The sequence below is a fragment of the Streptomyces sp. R33 genome (assembly GCF_041200175.1).
Lineage (GTDB): Bacteria > Actinomycetota > Actinomycetes > Streptomycetales > Streptomycetaceae > Streptomyces > Streptomyces katrae_B.
Window position 1 is genome coordinate 2,272,015 of the sequence record NZ_CP165727.1, and the last position, 25,375, is coordinate 2,297,389.

Genomic DNA, 25,375 nt, shown 5'->3' on the forward strand with positions numbered 1-25,375 from the left:
ACGGTCACCAGGGGCGGAGCAGCTCGCGGAGGGCGTCGGTGTCTCCCAGCAGGGCGTCCGTGTCGCCGTCCGTGAGGGACGGGTCCGCCATCGGGCGCAGGGCGGGGTCCCGGAGGGCGGCTGCCAGGGCGGCGACCTTGTGGTTGAGGACCTCGTTGACCCGCCCGTCGACCGTGTCGGCGGCCAGCAGCACCGTACAGGTGGGGCGGGCGGCGGCGGGCAGGCCGAGGCGGTGCGTGCGGTCGAGGGCCTGGAGCCAGGTGCCGGCGGCGTACCCCCGGTCCAGGTGCACCTGGTCGCTGGCCGCCAGGTGCAGGGAGACCCCCTCGCCCAGGGTCTGTGGGGTCGCGACCAGGGCCCAGCAGTCGTCGTCGTGGCGGAAGCGGTCGAGCTCGGCCTTGCGGTCGTCGAGCGGGGTGGCGCCCGTGACGACGGCCGGACGGTGCCGGGCCAGCGCCGTGACCAGCGCCTCGATGTTGCCGAGGAAACCCGACCAGACGACGGTCTTGCGGCCCTGGGCGCGGTGCTCGGCCACGAGTTGAGCGGCGCGGACCACCTTGGCCGGGCGGATGTGCCGGGTCGGTTCGGCCACCAGGGAGGCCAGGTCCGGATGGCCGGGCCCGTCCAGCGGCAGCGACCACGGCTGCCCCGGGGCGAAGACCGCGGCCGGGTTGGCCGCGGCCGCGATCAGGTGCAGCAGGGCGCGGCCCGCCTGGGCCGCCACCGCTCCCGAGGCGGATCCCTCGGCCCCGGCGGCTTCCTGCGCCCACTGCCGTACGCGGCTCGTCATGGCGTCGTACAGGGCGCGGTGGGAGGCGTCGAGGGCGATGCGTTCCACCCTCAGGTGCAGGGGCGGGAGTTCGAGGTCGTCCTTGGTGGCCCGTACGTAGGCCCGGTCCCGGAGGTGGGCGAGGTCGCCGTGGACGAGCCGGGGTCCCTGCCCCGGCCACACCAGGTCGAACACGGCCTCCAGGTCGCGGGGCCGGTTGGGCATCGGGGTACCGGTCAGGACCATGACGGCGTCGGCGCGGCGGGCGAGTTCCGCCGCCTCCGCGCCGCGCCGGGAGGCGGCGCCGGCCTTGGCGCGGTGGGCCTCGTCGAACACGGTGAGGACCTTGCGCCCGCGGGACCAGCCGGCGAGTGCGGCGCGCACCGCCGGGTCGCCGAGGCGCTCGTAGTTGAGTACGACGACGGTGTCGGTGCGCGCCATGACCCGGGGCCGTACGGCGACGGCGGGCGCCCGGTCGGGGGCGAAGCAGGCGCGGGCCTCCTCCACCCATGCCTCGAACGCGGAGGGCGGTGCGACGACGAGCAGGGCGTGCGCGGCCCCCCGGGCCCGCAGGGCGGTGAACACGGCGTACGCCACGGTGGTCTTCCCCGAGCCCGGCACGGAGAAGTTGGCGCCGCCGCCGGCCCGCAGCAGCCGGGCCGCGGCGGTGCGCTGGAAGGGGAGCAGCCCCCGGACGAAGCCCAGGGCCGGGAGGTCGATGTCGGCGGGCCACGCGGACTGTTCGGCCGCATCGGCGGCGAGCAGCGCGGCCAGCCCGTCCGCGGCGGCGGCTCCGCCCGCGCGCAGCCGTTCGGCGGCCGGGGTCCAGGTCCACCGGGCGGCGGCCGCGGGATGGCGGGCGAGCAGCCGGGGCAGGGCCCTGGCCCGGTCACGGCGGACGACGACCGAGGCGGCGGTGACGGCCGTGGCGGGCGTGCCGTGCAGGGTCGGGCCGAGGAGGGCGGCCACGTCCTGCCACCAGTGGTCGCTGACGTGCGCGGGCCGCCGCACCACGGGCCGCCCGGCCTCGTCGACGGCGACCGTGCCGCTGACCCGGCGGTCCTCGTCCCCGGCCACCGTGCCGGTGGCGCGGCCGACCCCGGCTTCGGCCTCGGTGGCGGTCACGGGCGCACCCGCTGCCTGAGGTAAGCCATGACGCCCTGCCGGAGGAAGCCGCGCAAGGTCTCGAGGGACTTGTCGGTACCGTTCTCCACGTCGGGGTCGATACCTTCCTCGTCGATCATGAGGGGCAGGCCGTCAGGGTCATAGTCCTTCACGTCGACACCGGCTCGGACAGGTGCCACGCGGGTCTCGGCGAGCACCCTCGCCCGGTCAGCCAACCTGTCGATGCCATCGGCCAGGGCGTTGATCTCCTTCGCCCAAGTTCCGGGATCGGCCAGCGGATCGCCATCGGACTGCTCGTCTTCCTCTTCCGGACCGTCCGGCCGCAACGGGACGGTGAGGGCGGTGCGGAGACCGTGCCCGTCCCGGTGGTCGCTGCCGTCGGCCCGGACGTCGGGGGCGGGCCCCGGGGATCCCGCGAGGCCGTGCGCGCCGGTGCCGTGCCTGCCGTCGATGTCGGGGTCCTTGGCCCAGGACCGCCGCAGCCACTCCTCCAGCAGGTCTTCGCCGGTCGCCGGGTCGACCGGGACCACAGGCACCTCGATGATGGCCGCGCGGACGATCGCCTCGAGCTGGTCGATCCCCTGGGGTGAGCGGGCCGCGTTCATCATCACGACGTCCGCTTCGACCTTCGCCACCCCTCCACGGCCACCACGGCCGGTCAGGGTCATCGAAGACGGGTACGGAATCAGGCGCGGGGCGCCGTCGGAGCGGGTACCGCCATCCGGCCGCTGGTAGTCGCGCAGGGCAGGGTTGGCTGCATGTGCGACGAGAGCGAGGAAGGCCAAAGCCCGCTGGTGGCGGCCCGGGTCTGCCCGCTGGGGATGCACGGCTGCCGCCAGCTCTCTGCGGGCACCTTCGGCGATCTCCTCGACGTCCCGGTCGATCAGCTCGGTCCAATTGCCGTCGTGCTGGCTGATGTCGCGCAGGTCCGGCTTGCGGAAGGAGCGGGCGATCACGGCGGTGAACTGGCCCATCTCGCCGTCCCCGTCCAGGCCTGCGACCAGACCGGCCAGGGAAGCGGTGGTGGTTGCAGCTTGGAGGGGCGAGTTGGGCACGCGCAGGCGCTTGAGCGTGTCGCGCACCAAGCGGTACCGGAAGTCGTCCTTCGGATCGTCGACCACGGTCGCGACCATGACGTGCGTGGTTGCCACGACGCGGTTGCGATACGGGGTGCGCGACGGGTCGTCCGCCCACGGTACCTCCGTGTCGCCGAAGAAGACGGCGCGCTGCTCCTTGGTCAGGAATCGGTCATGGACAAGGTCGTTGACGACCGTGCGGGCCTTGAAGGCCTCGTCGTCCGCCTTCCCCCAGAGCGTCGGGTTCTGCCCCTTGACGTGGAAGCGGGCCATGTCGGCGTAGACCACATCGTGATCGCTGTTCCTCCGATACGGCCGGACGGCGATACCGATGTCCATCCGGGCGGTCATCATGCGCAGCGTGGCCTCAGCCTCGGGTCGGGCGCCGGCGAGCCAGGTCTCCACCGCGGATTTGGTCCGGCCCGTCGGCCAGACGGCGAAGGAGGCCTCCTCGAAGCGCAGCGCGCGGTGGGCCGCCTCGATGCTGTCCGGGGTGTGCGAGCGAACGGTCAGGGAGCCGGCCGGGTACTCCCAGTGCATCGTGGACAGGTCCACATGCGTACCCATCAGCTGCCCCATGAACGACTGGGCGACGTTGACCCTCGTCCAGCCGTCGTCCGTCTCGACGAGGTACCCACGCTCGTCGTCCGACACGTACATGTCGTACACGAACCCGCGGATCTCCTCGCGGATCCCTTCCAGGGCGAGCGAGTCGGCGAACTCCTTCTCGGTCTCATTCACATAGGCGGTCGGGTCGCGGACCACCTTCTGCGCCTTGCTGATGTTGATCAGGTGCTCGGCGGAGCGGGCCTCGATACGCAGACCGGAACCGACCTCGTGGATCAGCGACTGCCTGTGACCTCGCATGATCCGCTGAGCGGAGGCGGCCATGCGCGGCTGGACGGTGGCCGGGCGCACCATCGGGACGCAGACCACGAGCTGCGCCACCGACAGCAACCCGGCATGGTTGCGCCGCCACGTCGCCCGGCGGACGGCGTCCACGTTCTCCCGGCCGACGGCCGACACCGCCTCGATGGCCCGGACCAACCCGGCCGGCGTCTCCTCGGGCGGGCACCCTTTGGCCTTGGCGTACCAGTCCATGACCGCCTTGCCGAGTTCGGTGGGCGGCGCCCCGTCGGAGAGGTCGGGCTCGCCGCGCAGGGGCTCGAAGACCGGCGGCAGCAGGGGGAAGACGCCGTCGAGGGGGACGGCGTCCGAGATCAGGTTCCGATGGGCGGGGTTCAGGAACTGGAAGGTGCTCTTACGGGCAGCCACGGGTGGCAACCTCCTCGGGGTCGACACCCGTCACAGGACGGTGCCCAGGCACGCATGCGGGGCACGGCGGAGGACGGGTGCGTCGTCGGTGTGTCGAAGGAGCGCGGAACTCAACTTCATGACGACGCAAGCGCCGCCTCCACAGACCGTCACCAGAGCCGGCCAGGCGCGTCGCCAGCTGCGGCGTGCGAGGGCGGATGGACTCCCGATGATGTGGAGCGACCACCCGTCGGAGGTGGTTGCGCAGCAGACCGTAGCCGACAGCGCGTCAACTCGCGGGCCAAACCGGTGATTTGGAATGAATGAGCGAGGGGTTCCGGCCACACCGCATTCAGGAGGGCCCGGAGGCCAGGGCGTCCAGTTTGCGTTCCAGCGTGGCGATGGCGGCCCTGAGGGCGGCGATGTCCGCCTTGTCCGCCGATTGTTCCGGTTCCGCCAGCTGGACCACCAGGGTGCCGCCCGGTTCGAGGGTGACTTCCGTGGTCTCCGTGACGTCGTCGCCGCCCTGGTGGCGGACCGCCGCGTCGAGGTCGGCGCGGCGCAGGCCGCAGCGGCGGATCACCGGGGTGAGCCAGTGGCCGTCGCGGGCCAGGGTGGTGGGGGTGCCCTCCAGCAGGCGGCCCAGCCATTCGTAGCGGGCCGCCGCCCGGACCACCACGGTGTTCACCGCGAGCAGTACGGCGGCCCCGAAGGCCGCTCCGAGGACCGAGTCGTCAGGGCCGATCACGGCGTTCTGCACGACGTTGGCCAGCAGCAGCATCACGACGAGGTCGAAGGTGCTGAGCTGTGCCAGCTGGCGCTTGCCGACGATCCGGAGCAGCACGAGGATCAGCGCGTAGACCGCGATCGTGCGGAGCGCCTTCTCCGGGTACGGGATGTCGCTCTGCAGGAAGGACGTGAAGACACCGTGGGCGGATTGCATCGGGTCAACGCTGGCACATCGCGACGGCGACCGCGGCGAGCGACCCGCCGTCGGCCGAGGTGGGGCGAATGGCCGCCCGCCCCCGCGGAGCGGGCGGCCGGTCGCGCTACGGCTTCGGCAGGGCGCAGCCCGCCCGGTTCAGGTCGATCTTGTTGCCCGCGCCGATGCAGGGGACGATGAGGTACGTCTCCTGGGCGTAGTTGATGCCCCGGCGGACGGTGATGTTGCCGTTCTCGTCCACCTCGCACGGGTTGTTCTCCGTGCAGCGCTGCCCGTCCTCATTGCCCGTGTTGTTGACGGCGACGACCTTGCCCGTCGTCGTGTCGATCACCGGGGAGCCCGAGGTTCCGCCGATGGTGTTGCAGGACGAGGTGTAGCGGACGGAGTCCTTCCAGGTCCACTCGCCCTCCTTGAGGCGGTACGCGAACCCGTCCACGTTGCAGCTGTAGATCCGCTTCCAGTACCCGGACACGACCTTGATCGCCGTGCCCTGCACCGGGCGGGCGTCGTTCAGGGTGAGCGCGCCGATGCCGTACTGGCTCTGGATCTGCGCGTACGTCTTGGTCAGCTGGTAGACCGAGATGTCCGTGTCGGTCATCGTCGCGTACGCGATCTTGCTGGCCCGCAGCGTCGCCACGCGCGAGCCCGACGCGTTGAGCAGTGAGAACGAGCGGCTGGACGGCTGGTCCTTGACGACCTCGCCCGGCCCCGGGAAGCCGGTCTCGATGCAGTGCCCGTTGGAGAGGACGAGCGCGGGGTCGTTCGGCAGGGAGCCGGGGGCGCGGACGACGGAGCCGGAGCAGTTGCTGAGGGCGACCGTCCCCGCGTAGTTCACGGTGACGGCCGCCGCGGCCTGGTCCCGGGGTGCGGCGGCGACGGCCGGAGCTGCCGCCGCTCCTATCAGGAGCAGCGAGAGCAGGGCGCCGGCGAGAGGCTTGTTCATGTGGGGGTTCCCCTCTGATGACGAAGAGCAACCGAAGATCCTCCGGTTGTCATGTGCATTGTTGGGATGTCCGCCTCAACTCACAAGCCCGTACGCCGAGTTGGCAGAAGCCACACCGGTAACGGGTTCCGGCCATGATCAGCGCAGCAGTCGCTCCCGCAGCCGGGCCGTCGTCGCGGGCGTGATCCCGACGCGCGTGGCGAGATAGCCGGCCGCGGAGCCGTAGCGCGTGGTCAGATCGGCGAGGACGAGGGAGAGGATCGTCGCCGGGGCGCGGCCGTACGACGGCCAGCGCATGGTGCGGCCCGGGTTGGCCGCGTGCCAGTCGGCCGTGAGGCGGGCGGTGGCCAGCTCGGTGAGCGCGAAATCGGCCAGGATCTCCTCCTCGGACACCTCGAGGAGCGTCAGGACGAAAGCGGCGATCAGGCCGGTGCGGTCCTTGCCGGAGGTGCAGTGGAAGACCGTCGGGCCGGGGTCGGCGGCGATGAGCTCGATGGCCCCGCGGATCTCCTCGACGCCGTCCTCGGTCACCTCGGCGAACCGGTCGGCCAGGTACCGCCAGGGGTCGATGCCGGGGTCGATCGCGGCCTGGTCGTACGGGCGGTGCTCGATGCTCAGGTTGGCGTACGTGAACCGCCCGGCCTCCGGGATCCGGCCCTTGGCCTCGATCTCCCAGGGATAGCGCAGGTCGATGACGGTCCGTATGCCCAGCCCGAGGAAGCGCTCCCAGTCGGCGCCCGCCAGCTTCCCGAGGGAGTCGGAGCGGTAGAGCGTGCCCCAGGCGACGGTGCGGCCGTCGGCCGAGCGGTAGCCGCCCAGGTCACGGAAGTTGTGCAGGCGCTCGAACGCGATGTGGCGGCGGTGCGTGTCCGCGGACGGCTCAATGATGCGGTCGGTCAACTGGGGCTCCTCGGAGTGCGGTTGTCGCCCCAGGATGCCCCACGGTCCTTTACCGCTTGCGGCCTTACCGCCTGCGCGCGAGCGTGAGACCGTCCGCGATCGGGAGCATCACCGACTCGACGCGCTCGTCGGCCCGTACGTGCGCGTTGAACTCCCGGATGGCCAGGGCGTTCCCCCGGGCGTCCGCGTGCACCGCCTCTCCCCCGTACAGGACGTTGTCGGCGAGGATCAGCCCGCCGGGGCGCAGGCGCGGCACGAGCTCGTCCCAGTAGGCGCGGTAGCCGGACTTGTCGGCGTCGAGGAAGACCAGGTCGATCACCGGCTCCTGGGGGAGCGCGCGGAGCGTCTCCAGCGCCGGGGCGATCGCGAGCTCGATCCGGTCGCCGACCCCGGCCGCTTTCCAGGCCTCCTGGGCGATGGACGTCCACTTCTCGGAGACGTCGCAGGTCAGGACCCGCCCGCCGGGCACCAGGCCCGCGGCCAGGGCGAGCGTCGAATAGCCGGTGAACGTGCCGACCTCGACGATCCGGCGGGCGCCGAGCACCTTGCCCAGCAGGGTGAGGAGGACGCCCTGCTCGTGCGGGACCTGCATCTGCGCCTCGCGGCCGAGCGCGCGGGTCCGCTCGACGAGCTCCTCCTGGACGCGGCTCGGCGGCTCGGCCTGCGCGACCAGGTACCCGTACACCTCGTGGGTGAGGTGCACCGTCTTCACTTCGTCGACGCCCCTGTCCATGTCGTACGTCCCTTCGCGAGTCCCGTGTGTACGCCTTCGGGACTGCCCAACGACAGCGCCCCGGAGCGGCAACGGGCCGCCCCGGGCAGGGCCGTCAGGCCATCGGGTGGAGCGCCGCGTACTCGAGCGGGGCCGACGGGTCGATCGTGAGGTCGTACGGCGCCGGCTCCGCGCCCGCGCGGACCAGCAGGTCGCCGATCGCCGCGATCATCGCGCCGTTGTCCGTGCACAACGTCATCGGCGGTACCCGCAGTTCGATGCCCGCCGAGGCGCAACGCCGCTGCGCCAGGGCCCGGACGCGCGAGTTGGCCGCCACGCCGCCGACCACCACCAGCGTCTTCACGTCGTACGCCGTGCAGGCCGCGACCGCCTTGCGGGTCAGTACGTCGGCCACCGCCTCCTGGAGCGAGGCCGCGCCGTCGGCGACCGGCAGTTGCGCCCCGCGCTGCCGGTGGCCTTCGGCCCAGCGGGCGGCGGCCGTCTTCAGCCCGGAGAAGGAGAAGGAGTACGCGTACGGGTCCTCCCCGCGCGGCCCGCCGGTCAGCGGGCGGGGGAACGGCACCGCCTTCGGGTTCCCGCCCCGCGCCGCCCGGTCGATGGCCGGCCCGCCCGGGTACGGCAGGCCGAACACCCGGGCCACCTTGTCGAAGCACTCCCCGGCCGCGTCGTCCAGGGTGTCCCCGAGGTGCAGGATCGGCTCCCGTACGAGGTCCCGTACGAGCAGCAGCGAGGTGTGCCCGCCGGAGACGATCAGCACCACGCAGGGCTCGGGCAGCGGCCCGTGCTCGAGGGTGTCCGCGGCGACGTGGCCGGCGAGGTGGTGCACCCCGTACAGCGGTACGCCGAGCGCGTACGCGAGGGTCTTGGCCCCGGCCAGTCCGACCTGGAGCGCGCCGGAGAGGCCGGGGCCGGTGGTGACGGCCACCGCGTCGAGCTGGTCCGCGCGCAGTCCGGCCCGGTCGAGGGCCTGGCGGACCACCGGGTTGAAGGCGTGCAGGTGGGCGCGGGCCGCGATCTCGGGGACGACCCCGCCGAAGCGGGCGTGCTCGTCCATGCTCGACGCGACGACGTGCGCGAGGAGGCGGCCGCCCTGCACGATGCCCGCGCCCGTCTCGTCGCAGGACGACTCGATGCCGAGCACCACCGGAGAACCCGCCACCGCCATCACACCTGCACCCGTACCCTTATTGCGAATAGTTCGCAATAAGGGTACTAGCCGCGCGGGACCACCGTCGCCAGCACCGACGGCAGCGGGTACCAGTCCGCCGAGGCGATGGACGCGTGGTGCCGGGCCATCAGGCCGACCCGGTCGCGGGCCTGGGCCTCGGTCGGGTGCACCCCGTCGATGGCGGGCGCCACGCCCTGGGCGTCGGTGGCGATCAGCAAGTAGTGGTTGCGGTCGTACCAGGCGGTGTCGATGGAGCCGCCCGCGTACGCGCTCGCGTCCCCGTCGAAGACCACGAACCAGGGGCGGAGCGCCGCATCGGCGTACCGGGCGCGCGGGTCGCCGGCTTCGGCCCGGTGCACGGCGGGGAAGGCGGCGGCCTGGCCGAGCCGGCCCGCGGCGGCGAGGGAACGCAGGTGCTGGGCGTACTCCCGGTCGGTCCACAGGGTGTCGTTCGCGTTGCCCTCCTCCAGCGTGCCGGGGATCAGCTCCACCAGGAACTTGCCGGCCATCGCGGCGCGGCTCGGCCAGGCGCCGGCCCGGGCGGCGCTGTCCAGGTCGGGGTGGCCGGCGGCGAGCTGGCCGGGTCGGTAGACGGCGTCGCCGAGCTTCGAGGCCAGCAGCGCGTCGAGTTCGGCCGGGCCGCGCCCGAGGTTGGCGGCGAAGCCGTCCTTGAGCTCCAGCTTGAGGACGACCGGGCGGTGGCCGGGGTGGGCGTCGTGCCAGCTGCGGATGTCGGACAGGCAGCCCGCGAGGTTCTGGTTGCGGGACTTGGTGCGCAGCTGGGCGGGGCTCGTGGCGTTCTCGCAGTTGTTGTCGTTGCCGAAGGGGTTGTCGTGGGCGACCCGCCAGGAGCTGCCGAAGAAGTTGGTCCACACGTCGAGTTCCAGCATCGCGGCGCCCGAGTCGAGGGCGTCGGCGAAGTACGGGTACTTGGCCTTCTCGTACGCGTTGTGCACGCCGACGCCGGTCGATCCCGCGTACGGGAGGTCGGCGGCGGCACCCGCCGCGTTGGCGGCGGCCCCTTCCGGGGCCGTGCCCAGTACGAGGGCCAGGGCCGCGAGACCCGCCGTCACCGCGCCCGCCATCCGGTTCCGCATTCCCATGCTTTCGGCTCCTGTCCGCCCAGTCGGTGCGCCATGTGTCAACCCGCCGGGAGAGTAGGCGAGTTGAGTGAAGTCCGGAAGGACGGCGGATGACGGGCGTCCGGCTGTGAGAACGGACACGTTCCGGATCCGGAACTGTCGTCGCCACGCCGTCCGTCGAACAGGGGGCGATCGGGGTGCCGATCGCGGTTTGCGGGCGGGAGTGCCGGATGTTCACCAAGGTTCACGGGCGGGCCGTACGGGTCTGCCTGCTCGTCGGCCTGTGCTGCGCGGTGCTGATCGGGGGCGCCGGGTTCCTGTGGGAGCTGCGCGGCATCACGGCGCACCTCGCGGACGGGGACCCCGCGGAGGGGAGCTACGTACAGGACCCGGAGCAGGCCGACCGCGCGGCGGCGGCCGTACTGGACGGCCTGGCGCGGGACGTTCCGGCGCGGGAGGCTCCGGTACAGGAGGCTCCCGCGCCGGAATCCGCCCCGCCGGGCCCGGCCGCGCAGGGCACGGACGGCCCCCCGGCCGGCGTGCACTGGCGGTCGGGCGGCTGGCAGCCCTCCGACCCGCTGGTCGCGCGGCCCGCGGCCGCGGAGCCCGCGACCGGGGCGCTGTTCTCACCCGGCGAGGACGGGGACCAGGACCACCACTGCTCGGCCGCCGTGGTCCACTCCCCCGACGGCGACCTCGTCGCCACCGCCGCCCACTGCGTGTACCGCGGGATCTTCGGCTTCCGTACGAACCTCGTCTTCGCCCCGGGCTACCGGGACGGCGAGGCCCCGTACGGGGTCTGGGTGCCGACCCGGATCGACGTGGACCCCCGGTGGACCGAGGACCAGGACCCAGACCACGACGTGGCCTTCCTCCGGATGCGCCGGCCCGGGCGTCCCGGCGAGCGCCTGGAGGACGCCACCGGGGCCCACACGATCCGGTTCCGGCCCGAACTGCCCGCGCCGGCCCGGGTCGTGGGCTATCCGAACGACACCGAGCACCCGGTGGAATGCTTCAACACCGCCCGCGCCGCGGGGCCCGCGCAGCTGCGGCTGGACTGCGCGGACGTACCCGACGGCACGAGCGGTGGTCCGGTGCTGACCGACGCGCACACCCTCATCGGGGTGGTCGGCGGCCGCGACGGGGGCGGGGACGAGACGACCTCGTACAGCAGCCGCTTCGACGAGGCGGTACGCACCCTGTACGAGCGGGCCGTGGCGGCCCGCTAGCCGGACACCCCCTGGACGAGGCGGCCCCCTACGCCCCCGAGTCGGCCGGGGCCTTGTGGTGCGGCGGGTAGGCGGCGGTCTCCGGGGCCGTCGGCAGGCGCCACTTGGACAGGACCCGGATCACCGTGCCCGGGCTCAGCAGGACGTTCGGCGAGGCCGACAGCGACAGCACTCCGAAGAAGGGGCGGGAGATCTCGGGGTCGGCGTTGGCGCCCACGATCACCCGCGACATGTAGGCCTGCAGGACCTTGGTCGCCCGGTCGGGCGGCGGCCCCACGGTCTCCGGGTAGCGCATGTCCTCGCTGGTGGCGATCTGCCAGGCCACCTCGGCGGCGGCGGCCGTACGCCGCTGGATCCGCCGGGCCGCCGCGGCGATCTCCCGGGGCGCAAGACCCCGGATGGCCCCGGCCAGCGCGTCCGCTGCGAGGGCGGCCACCGTCATCCCCTGCCCGTACACGGGGTTGACCCGGCAGACGGCGTCGCCGAGGACGACGAATCCGGCCGGCCAGCGGTCGAGGCGCTCGAAGTGGCGCCATTCGTTGGCGGTGTTCCGGTAGCTCGTGGGCGCGGAGAGCGGTTTGGCGTCGCGGAGGGCGTCGTACAGCGCCGGGGTGCGCAGGGTCCGGGTGAAGTCGAGGAACTCCTCCTCCCCGGTCGGCGGGGCGTGCTCGCCGTTGCCGGTCAGCGTCGCCAGCCAGCGGCCGTCGTCCTGGGACACCAGCACGCCGCCGCGCGGGTTCTCGGGGCGGCCCTGGACGTAGATCCCCTGCCAGCCGCGCGCGGGGTCCGGCGGGATCTCGTAGTAGCGGCTGGAGTAGCCGAGGTGGGAGTCGTAGCGGGTGGTCGCCGGGGCCGGGTGGCCGAGGGCGGCGAGCCAGGCCGGGGCCCGGGAGGTCCGCCCGGTCGCGTCGACCACGAAGCGGGCGGGCAGCGGGCCGCCCTCGCGCAGCCGCACGCCGGTGACCGAGCGGCCGTCGGGCCCGGCGACGAGGCCGGTCGCCATCGAGCCGGAGCGGACCCGGATGCGCTCGTCCCGCAGCACCTCCCTGCGGACCGTCCAGTCGATCAGCTCCCGGCTGCCGACCAGGATCCGGGACCCCGGAACCGGGTGGAACCAGTCGGCGGGGCTCAGCCACAGGAAGTCCCGCGGCGTCTCCATCAGGGCCGCCCCGGCCGCCAGCAGCTCCCTGGTGACCCCGGGCAGCAGCTCCTCCATCAGCTCCAGGCCCCGTGACCACAGCACGTGCACGTGCCGGGACTGCGGCACACCGGGCCGGAAGGCCGGTCCGGTGTCGGGCAGTTCGTCCCGCTCCACCACGGTCACGCGTGCGAACCGCTGGGCGAGTGCCCGCGCCGCCAGCAGCCCCGCCAGGCCCGCGCCGAGGACCACTGCGTGGTCGTGGGCTTCTGGGTGGTTGTCCGTGTCGTCGTCCATGGCGCCGAGTCTCCCGTGGCGGGCGCACCCGGGATCAGGTGCCGCCCGGGGCGCCCCGGGGCACCCCGGGGGCGGACGGGCTCACGGCGGGGCGCCCGGCCCGGATCGACTCAGCGTGCGAGGGAGCCGTACGGGACCGAGGTGAGCTTCTCCGAGGCCGCCCAGAGGCGTTCGCCGGAGGTGTCGTCCAGGGTCCACTTCGCCCGCCAGGAGCGGACGGGAGCTCCGCGCCAGCCGAGCCGCGGTCCGTAGAAGGCGTCGGGCCGCACCCCCGGCGCGGTGGCCGCGTACAGCGTGGGCAGGGCCCCGGAGGCCGCGGACTGGGCGAGGACGGCGGCGCCGACCCCCATCAGCCGGGACATGGGCCGGTGGCCCTCCTGGCGCGACGCCCCGGCGTGCAGGTTGGTCGAGGCGTAGCCGGGGTGCGCGGCGGCCGCGACGATCCCGGAGCCGGCGGCTTCGAGGCGGCGGGCCAGTTCGTGGGTGAAGAGCAGGTTGGCGGTCTTGGAGCGGCCGTACGCGATCCAGCGCCGGTAGCGGTGCTCGCTGTTCAGGTCGTCGAGGTCGACGTCGCCGAGCGCGTGGAACCCGCTGGAGACGGTGACGATCCGGGCGCCGGGGGCGGCGGCCAGCAGCTGCGGCAGCAGCAGTCCCGTCAGGGCGAAGTGGCCGAGGTGGTTGACACCGAACTGGGTCTCGAACCCGTCGGCGGTCCGCCCGAACGGCAGGGCCATCACACCCGCGTTGTTCACCAGCAGGTCGAGGGACGGCCGGCGCTGTCCGCAGGCCTTCGCGAACTCCCGTACGGAGCCGAGGTCGGCCAGGTCCAGCGGCAGGAACTCAACCTCGGCACCGGGGACTTCGGCGCGCAGCCGCACCACCGCGGCCCGGCCGCGCGCCGCGCTGCGGCAGGCCAGCACCACGGCGGCGCCGCGCCGGGCGAGCTCCCGGGCGGCGACGTAGCCGATACCGCTGTTGGCGCCCGTGACGACGGCGGTCCGGCCGCTCTGGTCGGGGATGTTCTCGGCGTTCCAGCCAGGCATGTGGGCTCCCTCGCGAGGTGGTCGAGCGACGCGGCTACGGTGGGGTTACCGAGGGTAGACCTCGTCCTTCGCGGGGGCGGGGCCGGGGGCCGGTCACCCGGCCAGTAGGCTGCGGGTCCACCCGCTCCCTTCCCGTTCCCGAGGTACCGCGCAGTGAGCTCCGCACCGCCCCCCATGCCCGTGTCGGTCGTCGGCCTCGGCGCCGACGGCTGGGCCGGGCTCACCGCCGCCGCGCGGACCGCGCTGACCGGGGCCCAGGTGCTGATCGGCGGGCCGCGGCAGCTGGACCTGCTGCCGGCCGACGAGTGCACCGGCGAGCGGGTGGCGTGGCCGAGCCCGCTGCGGCCCGCCGTGCCGAAGCTGATGGCCGAGCACGCGGGCCGCCGGATCGCGGTGCTGGCGAGCGGCGACCCCATGTTCTACGGGATCGGCCGCGCCCTGGCGCAGGAACTCGGGCCGGACGCCCTGCGGGTCCACCCGCACCCCTCGTCGGTGTCGTACGCCTGTGCCCGCCTGGGCTGGCCGGTGGAGGAGACCGAGGTGGTCACGGTCGTCGGCCGCCCGGTGGCCCGGCTCGCGGCCGCGCTGTACGAGGGGCGGCGGGTGCTGGTGCTCAGCGCCGGAGCGGCGACCCCGAACGAGGTCGCTGCTCTGCTCCGAGAGCGGGGCTTCGGCCCGAGCCGGATGCGGGTGCTGGAGCAGCTCGGCTCCGAGCGCGAGGACACGTACGAGGGCGAGGCCGACGGCTGGGACCACGCGCCCGGCGATCCCCTCAACGTGGTCGCCGTGGACTGCCGCCGCGACCGGGACACCCGGGTCCCGCGGCTCGGCGCGACCCCCGGGCTGCCCGACACCGCGTACGAACACGACGGCCAGCTCACCAAGCGCCACGTACGGGCCGCGACCCTGTGCGCCCTCGCCCCGGCCCCCGGCGAGCTGCTGTGGGACATCGGCGGCGGCTCCGGCTCCATCGGCATCGAGTGGATGCGCACGCACCCCTCCTGCCGGGCGGTGGCGGTGGAGCGCGTCCCGGAGCGCGCGGCCCGCATCACGCGCAACGCGGCGGCGCTCGGCGTCCCGGGGCTGCGCGTGGTCACCGGCGCCGCTCCCGAGGCCCTCGCCGGACTCCCGGCCCCCGACGCGGTGTTCATCGGCGGCGGGCTGACCGCGCCGGGCCTGCTGGACGCGGCCTGGGCGGCCCTGGCCCCGGGCGGCCGGCTGGTGGTCAACACCGTGACCCTGGAGTCGGAGGCGGTCCTCACCGAGCGCTACCGGCGCCACGGCGGCGACCTGGTCAAGCTCGCCGTCGCGCACGCGGTGCCGGTCGGCGGTTTCACGGGCTGGCGCCAGGCGATGCCGGTCACGCAGTGGTCCGTGACCAAGCCCTGGCCGCGGCCCCAGGACCCCACCGAAGCAGACGTAGACACAGACGCAGACACAGGCGCCGAGAACGAAAAGGACCAATCGACATGACCGTGTACTTCATCGGTGCGGGCCCCGGCGCCGCCGACCTGATCACGGTGCGCGGTGCCCGGACGCTGGCCGCCGCCCCGGTCTGCCTGTACGCGGGCAGCCTCGTCCCGCGCGAACTGCTGGCCGAGTGCCCGCCGGACGCCCGTCTGGTCGACACCTCGCAGCTGAACCTCGACGAGATCATCGCCGAGTGCGTACGGGCCCATGCGGCGGGCGAGGACGTGGCGCGGCTCCACTCGGGCGACCCGTCGATCTTCAGCGCGGTCGCGGAGCAGATGCGGCGGCTGGATGCGGCCGGCATCCCGTACGAAGTGGTGCCCGGCGTCCCGGCGTTCGCCGCGGCCGCAGCCGCCCTGAAGCGGGAGCTGACGGTCCCCACCGTCGGCCAGACCGTGATCCTGACCCGGATCGCCCAGCAGGCCACCCCGATGCCGCCCGGCGAGGACCTGGCCACGCTCGGCCGCAGCGGCGCGCTGCTGGTCCTGCACCTTGCCACGCGCTACGTGGACCGGGTCGTCGCCGAACTGCTGCCGCACTACGGGGCCGAGTGCCCGGTGGCGGTGGTGGCGATGGCCAGCCGCCCCGACGAGCTGATCCTGCGCGGCGCGCTGGCCGACATCGCGGCGCAGGTGAAGGAGGCGGGCCTGGTCCGCACCGCGGTCATCGTGGTGGGCCGTACGCTCGGCGCCGAGCAGTTCCGCGACAGCCACCTGTACTCCCCCGAGCGCGACCGGCATGTCTGCTGACGGGGCTCGGGCCCACGTCCTGATCCTGGGCGGTACGACGGAGGCCCGCCGCCTCGCGGAGGCGCTGGCGTCCGACCCGGCGTACCGCGTGACCACCTCGCTCGCGGGCCGGGTCTCCGCACCCGTGCTACCGCCCGGCGAGGTGCGGATCGGCGGCTTCGGCGGCCCCGGGGGACTGGCGGCCTGGATCACCGGCCACCGGGTCTCGCACCTGGTCGACGCCACGCATCCCTTCGCGGAGCGGATGAGCTTCAACGCGGCCCGGGCTGCGGCGCTCTCGGGCGTCCCGCTGCTCGCGCTGCGCCGCCCGGGCTGGTCCCCCGGGCCGGGGGACGACTGGCACTTCGCCGGCTCGCTCACCGAGGCGGCCGTGCGGCTTCCGGAACTCGGCGGCCGGGCCTTCCTGACCACCGGCCGCATGGGCCTGCACACGTTCGCGCACCTCGCCGACACGTGGTTCCTGGTGCGTTCCGTGGACCCGCCGGACCCACCGGTGCCGCCGCGCCTCGAAGTCCTGCTCGCCCGCGGCCCGTTCACCCTGGAGGACGAACGGGAGCTGCTCGCCCGCCACCGGATCGACGTCCTGGTCACCAAGGACAGCGGCGGCTGCGCGACCGCCCCCAAACTCACCGCGGCCCGTGAGGCCGGCATCCCGGTCCTGGTGGTCCGCCGCCCCCCGGTCCCGGAGGGAGTCGCGGCGGCGGAGTCCGTGGCGGCGGCCCTGGAGTGGCTCACAGCGGCCCGGGCCTGACCCGTCCGACGGTTGTCAGTGGGTGGTCCTACCCTCACCGGTATGAGCGCCACCACCTTGCTGATCCACGACGGCTCCGCCGCACCCGATGCACCGGTCACCCGTATCGGGGGCCTGCCGCTGGCTCCCGCCGGCACCGAGTGGCCCACGTGCACGGCCTGTTCCGGGCCGCTCGGGTTCATCGCGCAGCTGGTCCTCGACGGCGGGCACGGGGTCCTCGCCGTCTTCATGTGCGCGAACGCCCCGGGCATGTGCGAGGAGTGGAGTGCGACGGCCGGCGGCAACAGGGCATACCTCTTCCCGCCGGACGGGCTGGTTCCCGTACCGCTGCCCGCGCTCCCCGCCGCCGAGGACGGCGAGAGCGATGAGGACGACGAGGACGACGACAGCGACGAGGACGTCCGGCAGCTCGGGGCGGTCCGCACCGTCGAGCGCGTCACGGTGGACGAGCCGGAGTACCGGCTCGCCGCCAAGGCCTGGTCCGAGCGGAGCGGGCGCCCCGGGAACGAGGCGCTCGGCCGGCTCGGCGGCACCCCCGACTGGCTCCAGTACGACCAGACGCCCGACTGCACGGACTGCGGCGCCCCGATGGAGTTCATCGCCCAGCTGGAGGAGGGTCCCGACCCCCTCACCGCTCCCAACTTCGGCTCCGGCAGAGCCTATGCGCACGTCTGCGCACCCTGCGGCCGGGCGGCGTTCCTCTGGCAGTGCTGAGAACGCCGCCCGGCCCGGCGGTCAGGCCTCCGGGTAGCGGCGCGGGGTCCAGGTGACCCGGGAGCCGTCCGGCCGCTCCGTGACCTGGGTCTGCGAGGAGCCGATCAGCAGGATGGTCCGCATGTCCACCTCGGACGGCTCCAGTTCGCCGAGCGGAAGGATGCGGACGGACTGCTGCGGGCCGCCCACGTCGCGGGCGACCACGACCGGCGTCTGCGGCGAACGCAGCTCCAGCAGCAGCTCCTTGGCCTGGGCGACCTGCCAGGTCCGGCTGCGCGAGCCCGGGTTGTACAGGGCGAGCACGAGGTCCGCCGCCGCGGCGGCGCGCAGCCGCTCCGCGATGACCTCCCACGGCTTGAGCCGGTCCGACAGGGAGATCGTCGCGTAGTCGTGGCCGAGCGGTGCCCCGGCCGCGGCGGCTGCCGCGTTGGCGGCGGTCACCCCCGGCAGGACCCGTACGGGCACGTCCTTGTACTCCGGCTGCCCGGCGACTTCCAGGACGGCGGTGGCCATGGCGAAGACGCCCGGGTCGCCGCCGGAGACCACGACGACCCGCTTGCCGCGGCGGGCGAGGTCGAGCGCGAACTCGGCGCGCTCCGACTCGACCTTGTTGTCGGAGCCGTGGCGGACCTGGCCCGGCTTGACGGGTACGCGGTCCAGGTACGTGGTGTACCCGACGAGCACCTCGGCGTCGGCCAGCGCCCGCCGGGTCTCGGGGGTGAGCCAGAGGGGTCCGGCCGGCCCGGTGCCGACGACGGCGACCTCGCCGGGACCGGACGGCACGCTGCCCGGGTTGCCGATGCGGCTGGGTACGACGGCGACGGCGAAGTACGGCACGCTGTCGGGGTCGGTGTCGGCGAGGACGCCGGTCCGCTCGCCCGCCATGGTCGCGCGCTCGACGTACCGGGCCTCGGCGAGGCGGCCGCTGCCCTCCATGGCCCGGCGCACGGCGGGGAAGGTACGGCCGAGCTTCATCACGACCGCGGAGTCGGTGGCGGCGAGTCGGGCGGTGAGCTCCTCCTCCGGCAGGGTGCCGGGCAGGATCGTCAGCACCTCCTCGCCCTCGACGAGCGGGGTGCCGAGCCGGGCGGCGGCGGCGCTCACCGAGGTCACCCCGGGGATCACCTCGGCCTCGTACCGGTCGGCGAGCCGCTTGTGCATGTGCATGTACGAGCCGTAGAAGAGCGGGTCGCCCTCGGCGAGCACGGCGACGGTCCGGCCGGCCTCCAGGTGCGCGGCCAGCCGGGCGGCGGACTCCTCGTAGAACTCCTCCATGGCTCCCTGGTAGCCGCCGGGGTGGTCGGTGGTCTCGGTGGTGACGGGGTAGACCAGCGGCACCTCGACGTGGTCCGCGCGCAGGTGCTCGGCGGCGATCGAGCGCGCGATCGAGCGGCCGTGGCGGGCGCTGTGGTAGGCGACGACGTCCGCCTCGGCGATGACCTGGACGGCCCGGAGGGTCACCAGGGAGGGGTCGCCGGGGCCGAGCCCGACGCCGTACAGCTTTCCGGTGCTCGTTGCGGCGCTCATTCTTCCTCGCTCGCGATCGCGTTGACGGCGGCGGCCGCGATGGCGCTGCCGCCGCGCCGGCCGCGCACGATCAGGTGGTCGAGGCCGGAGGCGTGGGCGGCGAGCGCGTCCTTGGACTCGGCGGCGCCGATGAAGCCGACCGGGACGCCGATGACGGCGGCCGGGCGCGGGGCGCCCTCCTCGATCATCTCGAGCAGCCGGAACAGCGCGGTCGGCGCGTTGCCGACGGCGATCACGGATCCCTCCAACAGGCCGCGGTCACGCCAGACTTCGAGGGCTGCGGCGCTGCGCGTGGTGCCCATCTTCGCGGCGAGGGCTGGCACGGCCGGGTCGGAGAGCGTGCAGATCACCTCGTTGGCGGCGGGCAGCCGCTTGCGGGTGACCCCGCTGGCGACCATCTGCACGTCGCAGAGGATCGGCGCGCCGGCGGTCAGGGCGGCCCGCGCGCGCAGCACGACGTCGGGGGTGTAGCCGAGGTCCTGGGGCAGGTCGGTCATTCCGCAGGCGTGGATCATGCGTACCGCGACCTGGGCGACGGAGGCGGGCAGCCCGGAGAGGTCCGCCTCGGCGCGGATCGTGGCAAAGGACTGGCGGTAGATGGCCGCGCCGTCCTTCTCGTACTCGAACACTGTGTACTCGCTCATTTCTTCGCTGCGTCGTGGGAGGTGGTGCGGCGTGCGTCCGCGAGGGCCGCGGGAAGTTCGCAGGTGCTGAGGCCGAGGCGCGGGGTGCGGCCGGACGCGGAGAGGTCGTACCCGGTGGGGGTGGCGACCACGTCCACCCACGCGGTGCCGCGGGGGTGCCCGCACCGGCGTTCGCACCCGGACCAGTGCACCGGCAGGGGGCCGGCCGCCCGGGCGACGGCGGCGCGGGCATCGGCGCGTACGTCCGCAAGGGATTTGGCGCAACCGGGACGCCCGGTACAGGCGGTGACGGACCGCCAGGGGTCGTCGGGCGCGGTGACCAGCCCGGCCTCGGCGAGGGCGGCCAGCTCCTGTGCCGCGGCGTGCGCGGGCAGGCCGGGGACGACGATGCCGCGCCAGGGGGTCAGGCGGACACGGCCCGTGAGGCCGGCCAGCAGGCGCCACTGGGCGGTGGTCAGCCGGCCCAGGGGTGCGAGCACGCTGAGTGCGGCGGCGCCGTCGGGTCCCTGGACGATGCCGGGTTCGGGAGCCGGGGAGCGCCGGGCGTTTGCCCGTACGACGGTTGCCTCGACCCCGGCGGCGGCCAACCGTACACGCAACTCACCGGAACCCAGGGCCTGTTCGGCGGGCAGTTCGGCAACCCGCCAGGCCCGGGTGCCGGCTTCCCGGACGGCGTCGAGGAAGTACGCGGCGGCCACGAGGGCGGCCCGGGGCGCGTCGGCCGCGGCCACGAGAAGGGCGTCCGCGGGGTCGGCCGTCCACAGCAGGGCCCGGTCGGCGTCCAGGGCGGTCAGGTTCACGTCCGCGGCGAGCGAGGTGACGTCGCCGCGGCCGTCGTCGAGGGCGAACAGGAAGCGGCCGGACAGCCCGGCCGCGGGCGCGCTCGCGCACAGCAGCCGGTCCAGCTCCGCGACCCAGGGCGCCACGTCGGGCAGGCCGAGCCCGTCGAGGCCGGTCAGCGGCGAGGCGACGATGTTGCGGACCCGCTCGTGGGTGGGCGCGGGCAGCAGGCCGGCGCGGACCAGCACGGACTGCAGTTCGCCGCCGCAGCCCGCCCCGAGTCCGCGCAGTTGCGCATTGCCGCGCGAGGTCAGGTCGATGTGCCCGTCGCCGAGCCGGTCCGCGGCGTCGGCCAGCAGCAGGGCCGCGTCCGCGTCGAGCATCCCGCCGGGTACCCGGACCCGGGCCAGGAACCCGTCGTCCGCGGCGTGCAGCCGCAGCGCACCGGGGCAGGCGTCACCGCGGTCGCGTATGACGGGTTCGTCCCGCGATGCGGCGGAAGGGGGCTGGGGCGGCATGGCGGCGAGCATACCCACGATTCCCCCTCCCCGACCTGTGGCCGTCACCACCCGCCCCGTTCCGCGCGGCGGTCGTGCGCGGGCGGGCGGCGCGGGCCACCCCCACTCCCGGTCGGGGAGATCGCCACCTAAGATGACCAGCGGCGGAGCCACGTGGCCCGCCGGGAGGAAGCCCGGTGCGAATCCGGCGCGGTCCCGCCACTGTGAACCCTGCAGAGCAATCCGCCGGGTGAGTCAGGAACTCCCGCTGTCCTCACTGCCCGGGGCGCGGAAACCCCGAGGAAGGCCTGCCGCCGCATGATCCTCCTGCTGTCGACGTCCGACACCGATCTGCTCAGCGCCCGCGCCGCGAACACGGCGGACGGCCCCGTGCCGTACCGGTTCGCGAACCCGTCCCGCCTTCCCCTCGACGACCTGCCCGGGCTGCTCGACGGCGTCGACCTGGTCGTCGTACGCCTCCTCGGCGGCCTGCGCGCCTGGCAGGACGGCCTCGACCTGCTCCTGGCGCCCGGCCAGACCCGCCCGGTGGTGGTCCTCACCGGCGAACAGGCCCCGGACGCCCAGCTGATGGAGGCCTCCACGGTCCCGATCGGCATCGCGGCCGAGGCGCACGGCTACCTCGCCCACGGCGGCCCCGCGAACCTGGACCAGCTGGCCCGGTTCCTCTCCGACACCGTGCTGCTCACCGGCCACGGCTTCGACCCGCCGGCCGCCGCGCCGACCTGGGGTCCGCTGGAGCGCACGCCCGGGACCACCACGGGCCCCCGGATCGCCGTGCTGTACTACCGCGCCCACCAGATGAGCGGCAACACCGCCTTCGTACACGCCCTGTGCGACGCGATCGAGGCCCAGGACGCCCAGGCGCTCCCCCTCTACGTGTCCTCCCTGCGCACCCCGGAGCCGGACCTGATCGCCGCGCTGGAGTCGGCGGACGCGGTCGTCACCACCGTCCTCGCGGCCGGCGGCACCAAGCCCGCCACCGCCTCCGCGGGCGGCGACGACGAGTCGTGGGACGCGGGCGCGCTGGCCGCGCTCGGCGTCCCGATCCTGCAGGCCCTGTGCCTGACCGGCTCGCGCAGCGCCTGGGAGGAGAACGACGAGGGCCTGTCCCCGCTCGACGCCGCCACCCAGGTCGCCGTCCCCGAGTTCGACGGGCGCCTGATCACCGTCCCGTTCTCCTTCAAGGAGCTCGACGAGGACGGCCTGCCCGCGTACGTGGCCGACCCGGAGCGCGCCGCCCGCGTCGCCGGCATCGCCGTCCGGCACGCCCGGCTGCGGCACATCGAGCGCCGCGACAAGAAGATCGCGCTCGTCCTCTCCGCGTACCCCACCAAGCACTCCCGCATCGGCAACGCGGTCGGCCTCGACACCCCGGCCAGCGCCGTGGAACTGCTGCGCACCCTCATCGCGGGCGGCTACGACTTCGGCCCCGTCGAGGAGATCCCGGGCCTGGTCTCCGGCGACGGCGACGAGCTGATCCGCGCCCTGATCGAGGCCGGCGGCCATGACCAGGACTGGCTGACCGAGGAGCAGCTGGCCCGCAACCCGGTCCGGATCCCGGCCGCCGACTACAAGCGGTGGTTCGCCGAGCTCCCCGCCGAGCTGCGCGAAAGCGTCGAGGAGCACTGGGGCGAGGCCCCGGGCAACATGTTCGTGGATCGCTCGGCCAACCCGGAGGGCGACATCGTCCTCGCGGCGCTGCGCCGCGGCAACCTGCTCATCCTGATCCAGCCGCCGCGCGGCTTCGGCGAGAACCCGATCGCGATCTACCACGACCCGGACCTGCCGCCCTCGCACCACTACCTGGCCGCGTACCGCTGGATCCAGGCCCGTGCGCAGGACGGCGGCTTCGGCGCCGACGCGATGATCCACCTGGGCAAGCACGGCAACCTGGAGTGGCTGCCGGGCAAGAACGCCGGCCTGTCGGCGGCCTGCGCGCCCGACGCCGCGCTCGGCGACCTGCCGCTCATCTACCCCTTCCTGGTGAACGACCCGGGCGAGGGCACGCAGGCCAAGCGCCGCGTGCACGCCACCCTGGTCGACCACCTGGTGCCGCCGATGGCGCGCGCGGAGTCGTACGGCGACATCGCGCGCCTGGAGCAGCACCTGGACGAGTACGCGCAGATCTCCGCGATGGACCCGGCCAAGCTGCCCGCCATCCGCGCCCAGATCTGGACCCTGATCCAGGCCGCCAAGCTCCACCACGACCTGGGTCTGGAAGAGCGCCCGGACGACGAGGGCTTCGACGACTTCCTGCTGCACGTCGACGGCTGGCTGTGCGAGGTCAAGGACGCCCAGATCCGCGACGGCCTGCACGTCCTGGGCGGCGCGCCGACCGGCGGGGCCCGGGTCAACCTGGTCCTCGCGATCCTGCGCGCCCGTCAGATCTGGGGCGGCACCACGGCCCTGCCCGGCCTGCGGGAGGCGCTCGGCCTGGACGAGTCCGCGGCCACCCGTACGACCGCCGACGAGGCGGAGGAGGCGGCCCGCGCGCTGGTGCAGGCGATGGAGGACGCGAACTGGGCCCCGGAGGCGGTGGCTTCGGTCGCCGCCGGCCACTCGGCGGACGTGGCGGCCGTACTGGACTTCGCGGCCCGCGAGGTCGTCCCGCGGCTGGCCGGCACGACCGACGAGATCGCCCACGTGGTCTCGGCCCTGGACGGCTCGTTCGTCCCGGCGGGCCCCTCGGGCTCCCCGCTCCGGGGCCTGGTCAACGTCCTCCCGACCGGCCGCAACTTCTACTCCGTCGACCCCAAGGCCGTCCCCTCCCGCCTCGCGTGGGAGACGGGCCAGGCCCTGGCCGACTCCCTGCTCACCCGCTACCGCACCGACAACGGCGAGTGGCCGGCTTCGGTCGGCCTGTCCCTGTGGGGCACGAGTGCGATGCGCACCGCGGGCGACGACGTCGCCGAGGCGATGGCCCTGCTGGGCATCCGCCCGGTCTGGGACGAGGCCTCGCGCCGCGTCACCGGCCTGGAGCCGATCCCGCTCGAGGAGCTGGGCCGCCCGCGCATCGACGTCACGCTGCGCATCTCGGGCTTCTTCCGGGACGCGTTCCCGCACGTGATCGGCCTGCTGGACGACGCGGTGCGGCTCGCGGCGTCCCTGGACGAGCCCGCCTCGGAGAACTTCGTCCGGGCCCACGCCCAGGCGGACCTGGCCGAGCACGGTGACGAGCGGCGCGCGACGACCCGTATCTTCGGCTCGCGCCCGGGCACGTACGGCGCCGGCATCCTCCAGCTGATCGACTCCCGCGACTGGCGTACGGACGCCGACCTCGCGGAGGTCTACACGGTGTGGGGCGGCTACGCGTACGGCCGCGGCCTGGAGGGCCGCCCGGCCCGCGCCGAGATGGAGACCGCGTACAAGCGGATCACGGTGGCCGCGAAGAACACGGACACCCGCGAGCACGACATCGCCGACTCGGACGACTACTTCCAGTACCACGGCGGCATGGTGGCCACGGTCCGCGCCCTGCGCGGCACGGCCCCGGAGGCGTACATCGGCGACTCCACCCGCCCGGAGACGGTCAAGACCCGCACCCTGGTGGAGGAGACGTCCCGCGTCTTCCGTGCCCGCGTGGTCAACCCGAAGTGGATCGAGGCGATGCGCCGCCACGGCTACAAGGGCGCCTTCGAGCTGGCGGCGACCGTGGACTACCTCTTCGGCTACGACGCCACGACGGGCGTGGTCGCGGACTGGATGTACGACAAGCTCACGGAGACCTACGTCCTGGACCCCACGAACCGCGCCTTCCTCGAGGAAGCCAACCCCTGGGCCCTGCACGGCATCGCGGAACGCCTCCTTGAGGCCGAGTCCCGCGGCATGTGGGAAAAGCCGGACCCGCAGATCCTCGAATCCCTCCGCCAGGTCTACCTGGACACGGAGGGCAACCTGGAGGCCGACTCGGAGTAGACAGAAGGATCGAAGTGAAGCAGGCCCTGCCCCGAATCCGGGGCAGGGCCTGCTTGGTTCTACACCAGGGCGGCCCGGCAGGGAGTACCCGCCGAGCCGCCGCTCGTGACTACTGGCCGGCCAGTGCCACGGCCAAACAGAGGATGAAGAAGACGACAGAGGCAAATTCCGGCGCGAGGCTGGACCGTTGCTGCCGCATCAGCGCTCCCGGCACCCCGGACGAGGCCTCTCTCTTGGCTTCCATGTCAGCCAACAGCCGCATCCTTGCCCTTTTCCCGTCCCGGTTCTTCTGAAATGCCTGCGGGTAAAACTTCTTACCTGCGTGAGTCGCCCCATTTACCAGGCAAAGCCGATAGCCGAGGATGGATTTCTGCCATTTAATCTCGGAAATCTCCGACCATGGAATCCAGGTGGTGCGATACGACTGGCGAACAACCAGATGATCCTTCCGTGCGAGCAATCCAGGCGAAAAATAGAAACGCCATACGAAGCATGCGAAGAAGGGGGAGAGCATCAAGGCCAGGGCCAGCGGAGTGTACGTGTCGTGCGGTGAGCTGATGGCCTCAATGGTGACGATCACGGGAAGAGCCTGGGAGACTCCGAAAAA

Annotated in this window: 20 protein-coding genes and 1 riboswitch; of the genes, 6 read left to right on the plus strand and 14 right to left on the minus strand. The window is 73.7% G+C overall.

Annotated features, from left to right (window positions below):
- Nucleotides 1–4 precede the first annotated feature (4 nt).
- From AB5J51_RS10710 to AB5J51_RS10745, 8 genes are all read right to left on the minus strand, one after another.
- Nucleotides 5–1,894: an SNF2-related protein gene (locus AB5J51_RS10710; RefSeq protein ID WP_369777560.1), complete on the minus strand. Its 1,890-nt coding sequence runs from the start codon at nt 1,892–1,894 to the stop codon at nt 5–7.
- A complete protein-coding gene (locus AB5J51_RS10715; protein ID WP_369777561.1) occupies nt 1,891–4,245 on the minus strand; it encodes a hypothetical protein in 2,355 nt (784 codons plus the stop codon). The genes AB5J51_RS10710 and AB5J51_RS10715 overlap by 4 nt, the downstream gene beginning before the upstream one ends.
- Before the next feature lie 331 nt (nt 4,246–4,576).
- Nucleotides 4,577–5,167: a DUF421 domain-containing protein gene (locus AB5J51_RS10720; protein ID WP_369777562.1), complete on the minus strand. Its 591-nt coding sequence runs from the start codon at nt 5,165–5,167 to the stop codon at nt 4,577–4,579.
- Between the two features lie 106 nt (nt 5,168–5,273).
- A complete protein-coding gene (locus AB5J51_RS10725) occupies nt 5,274–6,110 on the minus strand; it encodes a serine protease (protein WP_053785670.1) in 837 nt (278 codons plus the stop codon).
- Nucleotides 6,111–6,248: 138 nt separating this feature from the next.
- Nucleotides 6,249–7,010, minus strand: a complete 762-nt coding sequence (locus tag AB5J51_RS10730) for a tyrosine-protein phosphatase (RefSeq protein ID WP_369777563.1) — start codon at nt 7,008–7,010, stop codon at nt 6,249–6,251.
- Between the two features lie 64 nt (nt 7,011–7,074).
- The gene (locus AB5J51_RS10735; RefSeq protein WP_369777564.1) at nt 7,075–7,743 is read right to left on the minus strand and encodes an O-methyltransferase; all 669 of its coding nucleotides are present in this window, start codon (nt 7,741–7,743) and stop codon (nt 7,075–7,077) included.
- A 94-nt stretch (nt 7,744–7,837) separates the two neighbouring features.
- Nucleotides 7,838–8,887 (minus strand): tRNA (adenosine(37)-N6)-threonylcarbamoyltransferase complex transferase subunit TsaD, encoded by a 1,050-nt coding sequence (gene tsaD, locus AB5J51_RS10740; protein ID WP_369780243.1) that lies wholly within the window; start codon nt 8,885–8,887, stop codon nt 7,838–7,840.
- A 68-nt stretch (nt 8,888–8,955) separates the two neighbouring features.
- A complete protein-coding gene (locus AB5J51_RS10745) occupies nt 8,956–10,014 on the minus strand; it encodes a phosphatidylinositol-specific phospholipase C domain-containing protein (protein WP_053785668.1) in 1,059 nt (352 codons plus the stop codon).
- Nucleotides 10,015–10,223: 209 nt separating this feature from the next.
- On the opposite strand from AB5J51_RS10745, the gene AB5J51_RS10750 reads away from it, so the two are divergent.
- A complete protein-coding gene (locus tag AB5J51_RS10750; protein ID WP_369777565.1) occupies nt 10,224–11,222 on the plus strand; it encodes a trypsin-like peptidase domain-containing protein in 999 nt (332 codons plus the stop codon).
- Nucleotides 11,223–11,250: 28 nt separating this feature from the next.
- Here the strand turns inward: AB5J51_RS10750 and AB5J51_RS10755 are convergent, their stop codons facing one another.
- Together AB5J51_RS10755 and AB5J51_RS10760 are read right to left on the minus strand one after the other, a co-directional pair.
- Nucleotides 11,251–12,657 carry an FAD-dependent oxidoreductase gene (locus tag AB5J51_RS10755; RefSeq protein WP_369777566.1) on the minus strand — a complete coding sequence of 469 codons (1,407 nt, stop codon included), beginning with the start codon at nt 12,655–12,657 and terminating at the stop codon, nt 11,251–11,253.
- A 110-nt stretch (nt 12,658–12,767) separates the two neighbouring features.
- Nucleotides 12,768–13,700 (minus strand): oxidoreductase, encoded by a 933-nt coding sequence (locus tag AB5J51_RS10760; RefSeq protein WP_053785666.1) that lies wholly within the window; start codon nt 13,698–13,700, stop codon nt 12,768–12,770.
- 174 nt (nt 13,701–13,874) lie between these two features.
- Between AB5J51_RS10760 and cbiE the strand changes: the two genes are divergently transcribed.
- Genes cbiE through AB5J51_RS10780 form a run of 4 tightly spaced genes read left to right on the plus strand, consistent with a single transcriptional unit; the run spans nt 13,875 to nt 17,384 of the window.
- Entirely contained in the window at nt 13,875–15,173 is a 1,299-nt protein-coding gene (gene cbiE, locus AB5J51_RS10765; RefSeq protein WP_369780244.1) for a precorrin-6y C5,15-methyltransferase (decarboxylating) subunit CbiE, read from the plus strand.
- Nucleotides 15,170–15,919, plus strand: a complete 750-nt coding sequence (gene cobM, locus AB5J51_RS10770) for a precorrin-4 C(11)-methyltransferase (RefSeq protein WP_369777567.1) — start codon at nt 15,170–15,172, stop codon at nt 15,917–15,919. Before cbiE ends, cobM begins: the two co-directional genes overlap by 4 nt.
- Complete coding sequence (locus AB5J51_RS10775) at nt 15,909–16,670, plus strand: cobalt-precorrin-6A reductase (RefSeq protein ID WP_369777568.1); 762 nt, start codon at nt 15,909–15,911, stop codon at nt 16,668–16,670. The genes cobM and AB5J51_RS10775 overlap by 11 nt, the downstream gene beginning before the upstream one ends.
- A 42-nt stretch (nt 16,671–16,712) precedes the next feature.
- Nucleotides 16,713–17,384, plus strand: a complete 672-nt coding sequence (locus tag AB5J51_RS10780) for a hypothetical protein (RefSeq protein ID WP_369777569.1) — start codon at nt 16,713–16,715, stop codon at nt 17,382–17,384.
- Nucleotides 17,385–17,405: 21 nt separating this feature from the next.
- On the opposite strand, the gene AB5J51_RS10785 is transcribed toward AB5J51_RS10780, so the two are convergent.
- From AB5J51_RS10785 to cobG, 3 genes are read right to left on the minus strand one after another with little or no spacing between them, the layout of a single operon-like run.
- Complete coding sequence (locus tag AB5J51_RS10785; protein ID WP_369777570.1) at nt 17,406–18,911, minus strand: precorrin-2 C(20)-methyltransferase; 1,506 nt, start codon at nt 18,909–18,911, stop codon at nt 17,406–17,408.
- On the minus strand, nt 18,908–19,555 hold the full coding sequence (locus AB5J51_RS10790; RefSeq protein ID WP_199827993.1) for a precorrin-8X methylmutase: 648 nt from the start codon (nt 19,553–19,555) through the stop codon (nt 18,908–18,910). The genes AB5J51_RS10785 and AB5J51_RS10790 overlap by 4 nt, the downstream gene beginning before the upstream one ends.
- Nucleotides 19,552–20,865 (minus strand): precorrin-3B synthase, encoded by a 1,314-nt coding sequence (cobG, locus tag AB5J51_RS10795; protein WP_369780245.1) that lies wholly within the window; start codon nt 20,863–20,865, stop codon nt 19,552–19,554. Before cobG ends, AB5J51_RS10790 begins: the two co-directional genes overlap by 4 nt.
- Nucleotides 20,866–20,976: 111 nt before the next feature.
- A riboswitch (cobalamin riboswitch) is annotated at nt 20,977–21,118 on the plus strand.
- Between the two features lie 32 nt (nt 21,119–21,150).
- On the opposite strand from cobG, the gene cobN reads away from it, so the two are divergent.
- A complete protein-coding gene (cobN, locus tag AB5J51_RS10800; protein ID WP_369777571.1) occupies nt 21,151–24,768 on the plus strand; it encodes a cobaltochelatase subunit CobN in 3,618 nt (1,205 codons plus the stop codon).
- A gap of 109 nt (nt 24,769–24,877) precedes the next feature.
- Here the strand turns inward: cobN and AB5J51_RS10805 are convergent, their stop codons facing one another.
- Complete coding sequence (locus tag AB5J51_RS10805; protein ID WP_369777572.1) at nt 24,878–25,348, minus strand: hypothetical protein; 471 nt, start codon at nt 25,346–25,348, stop codon at nt 24,878–24,880.
- Nucleotides 25,349–25,375: the final 27 nt, after the last annotated feature.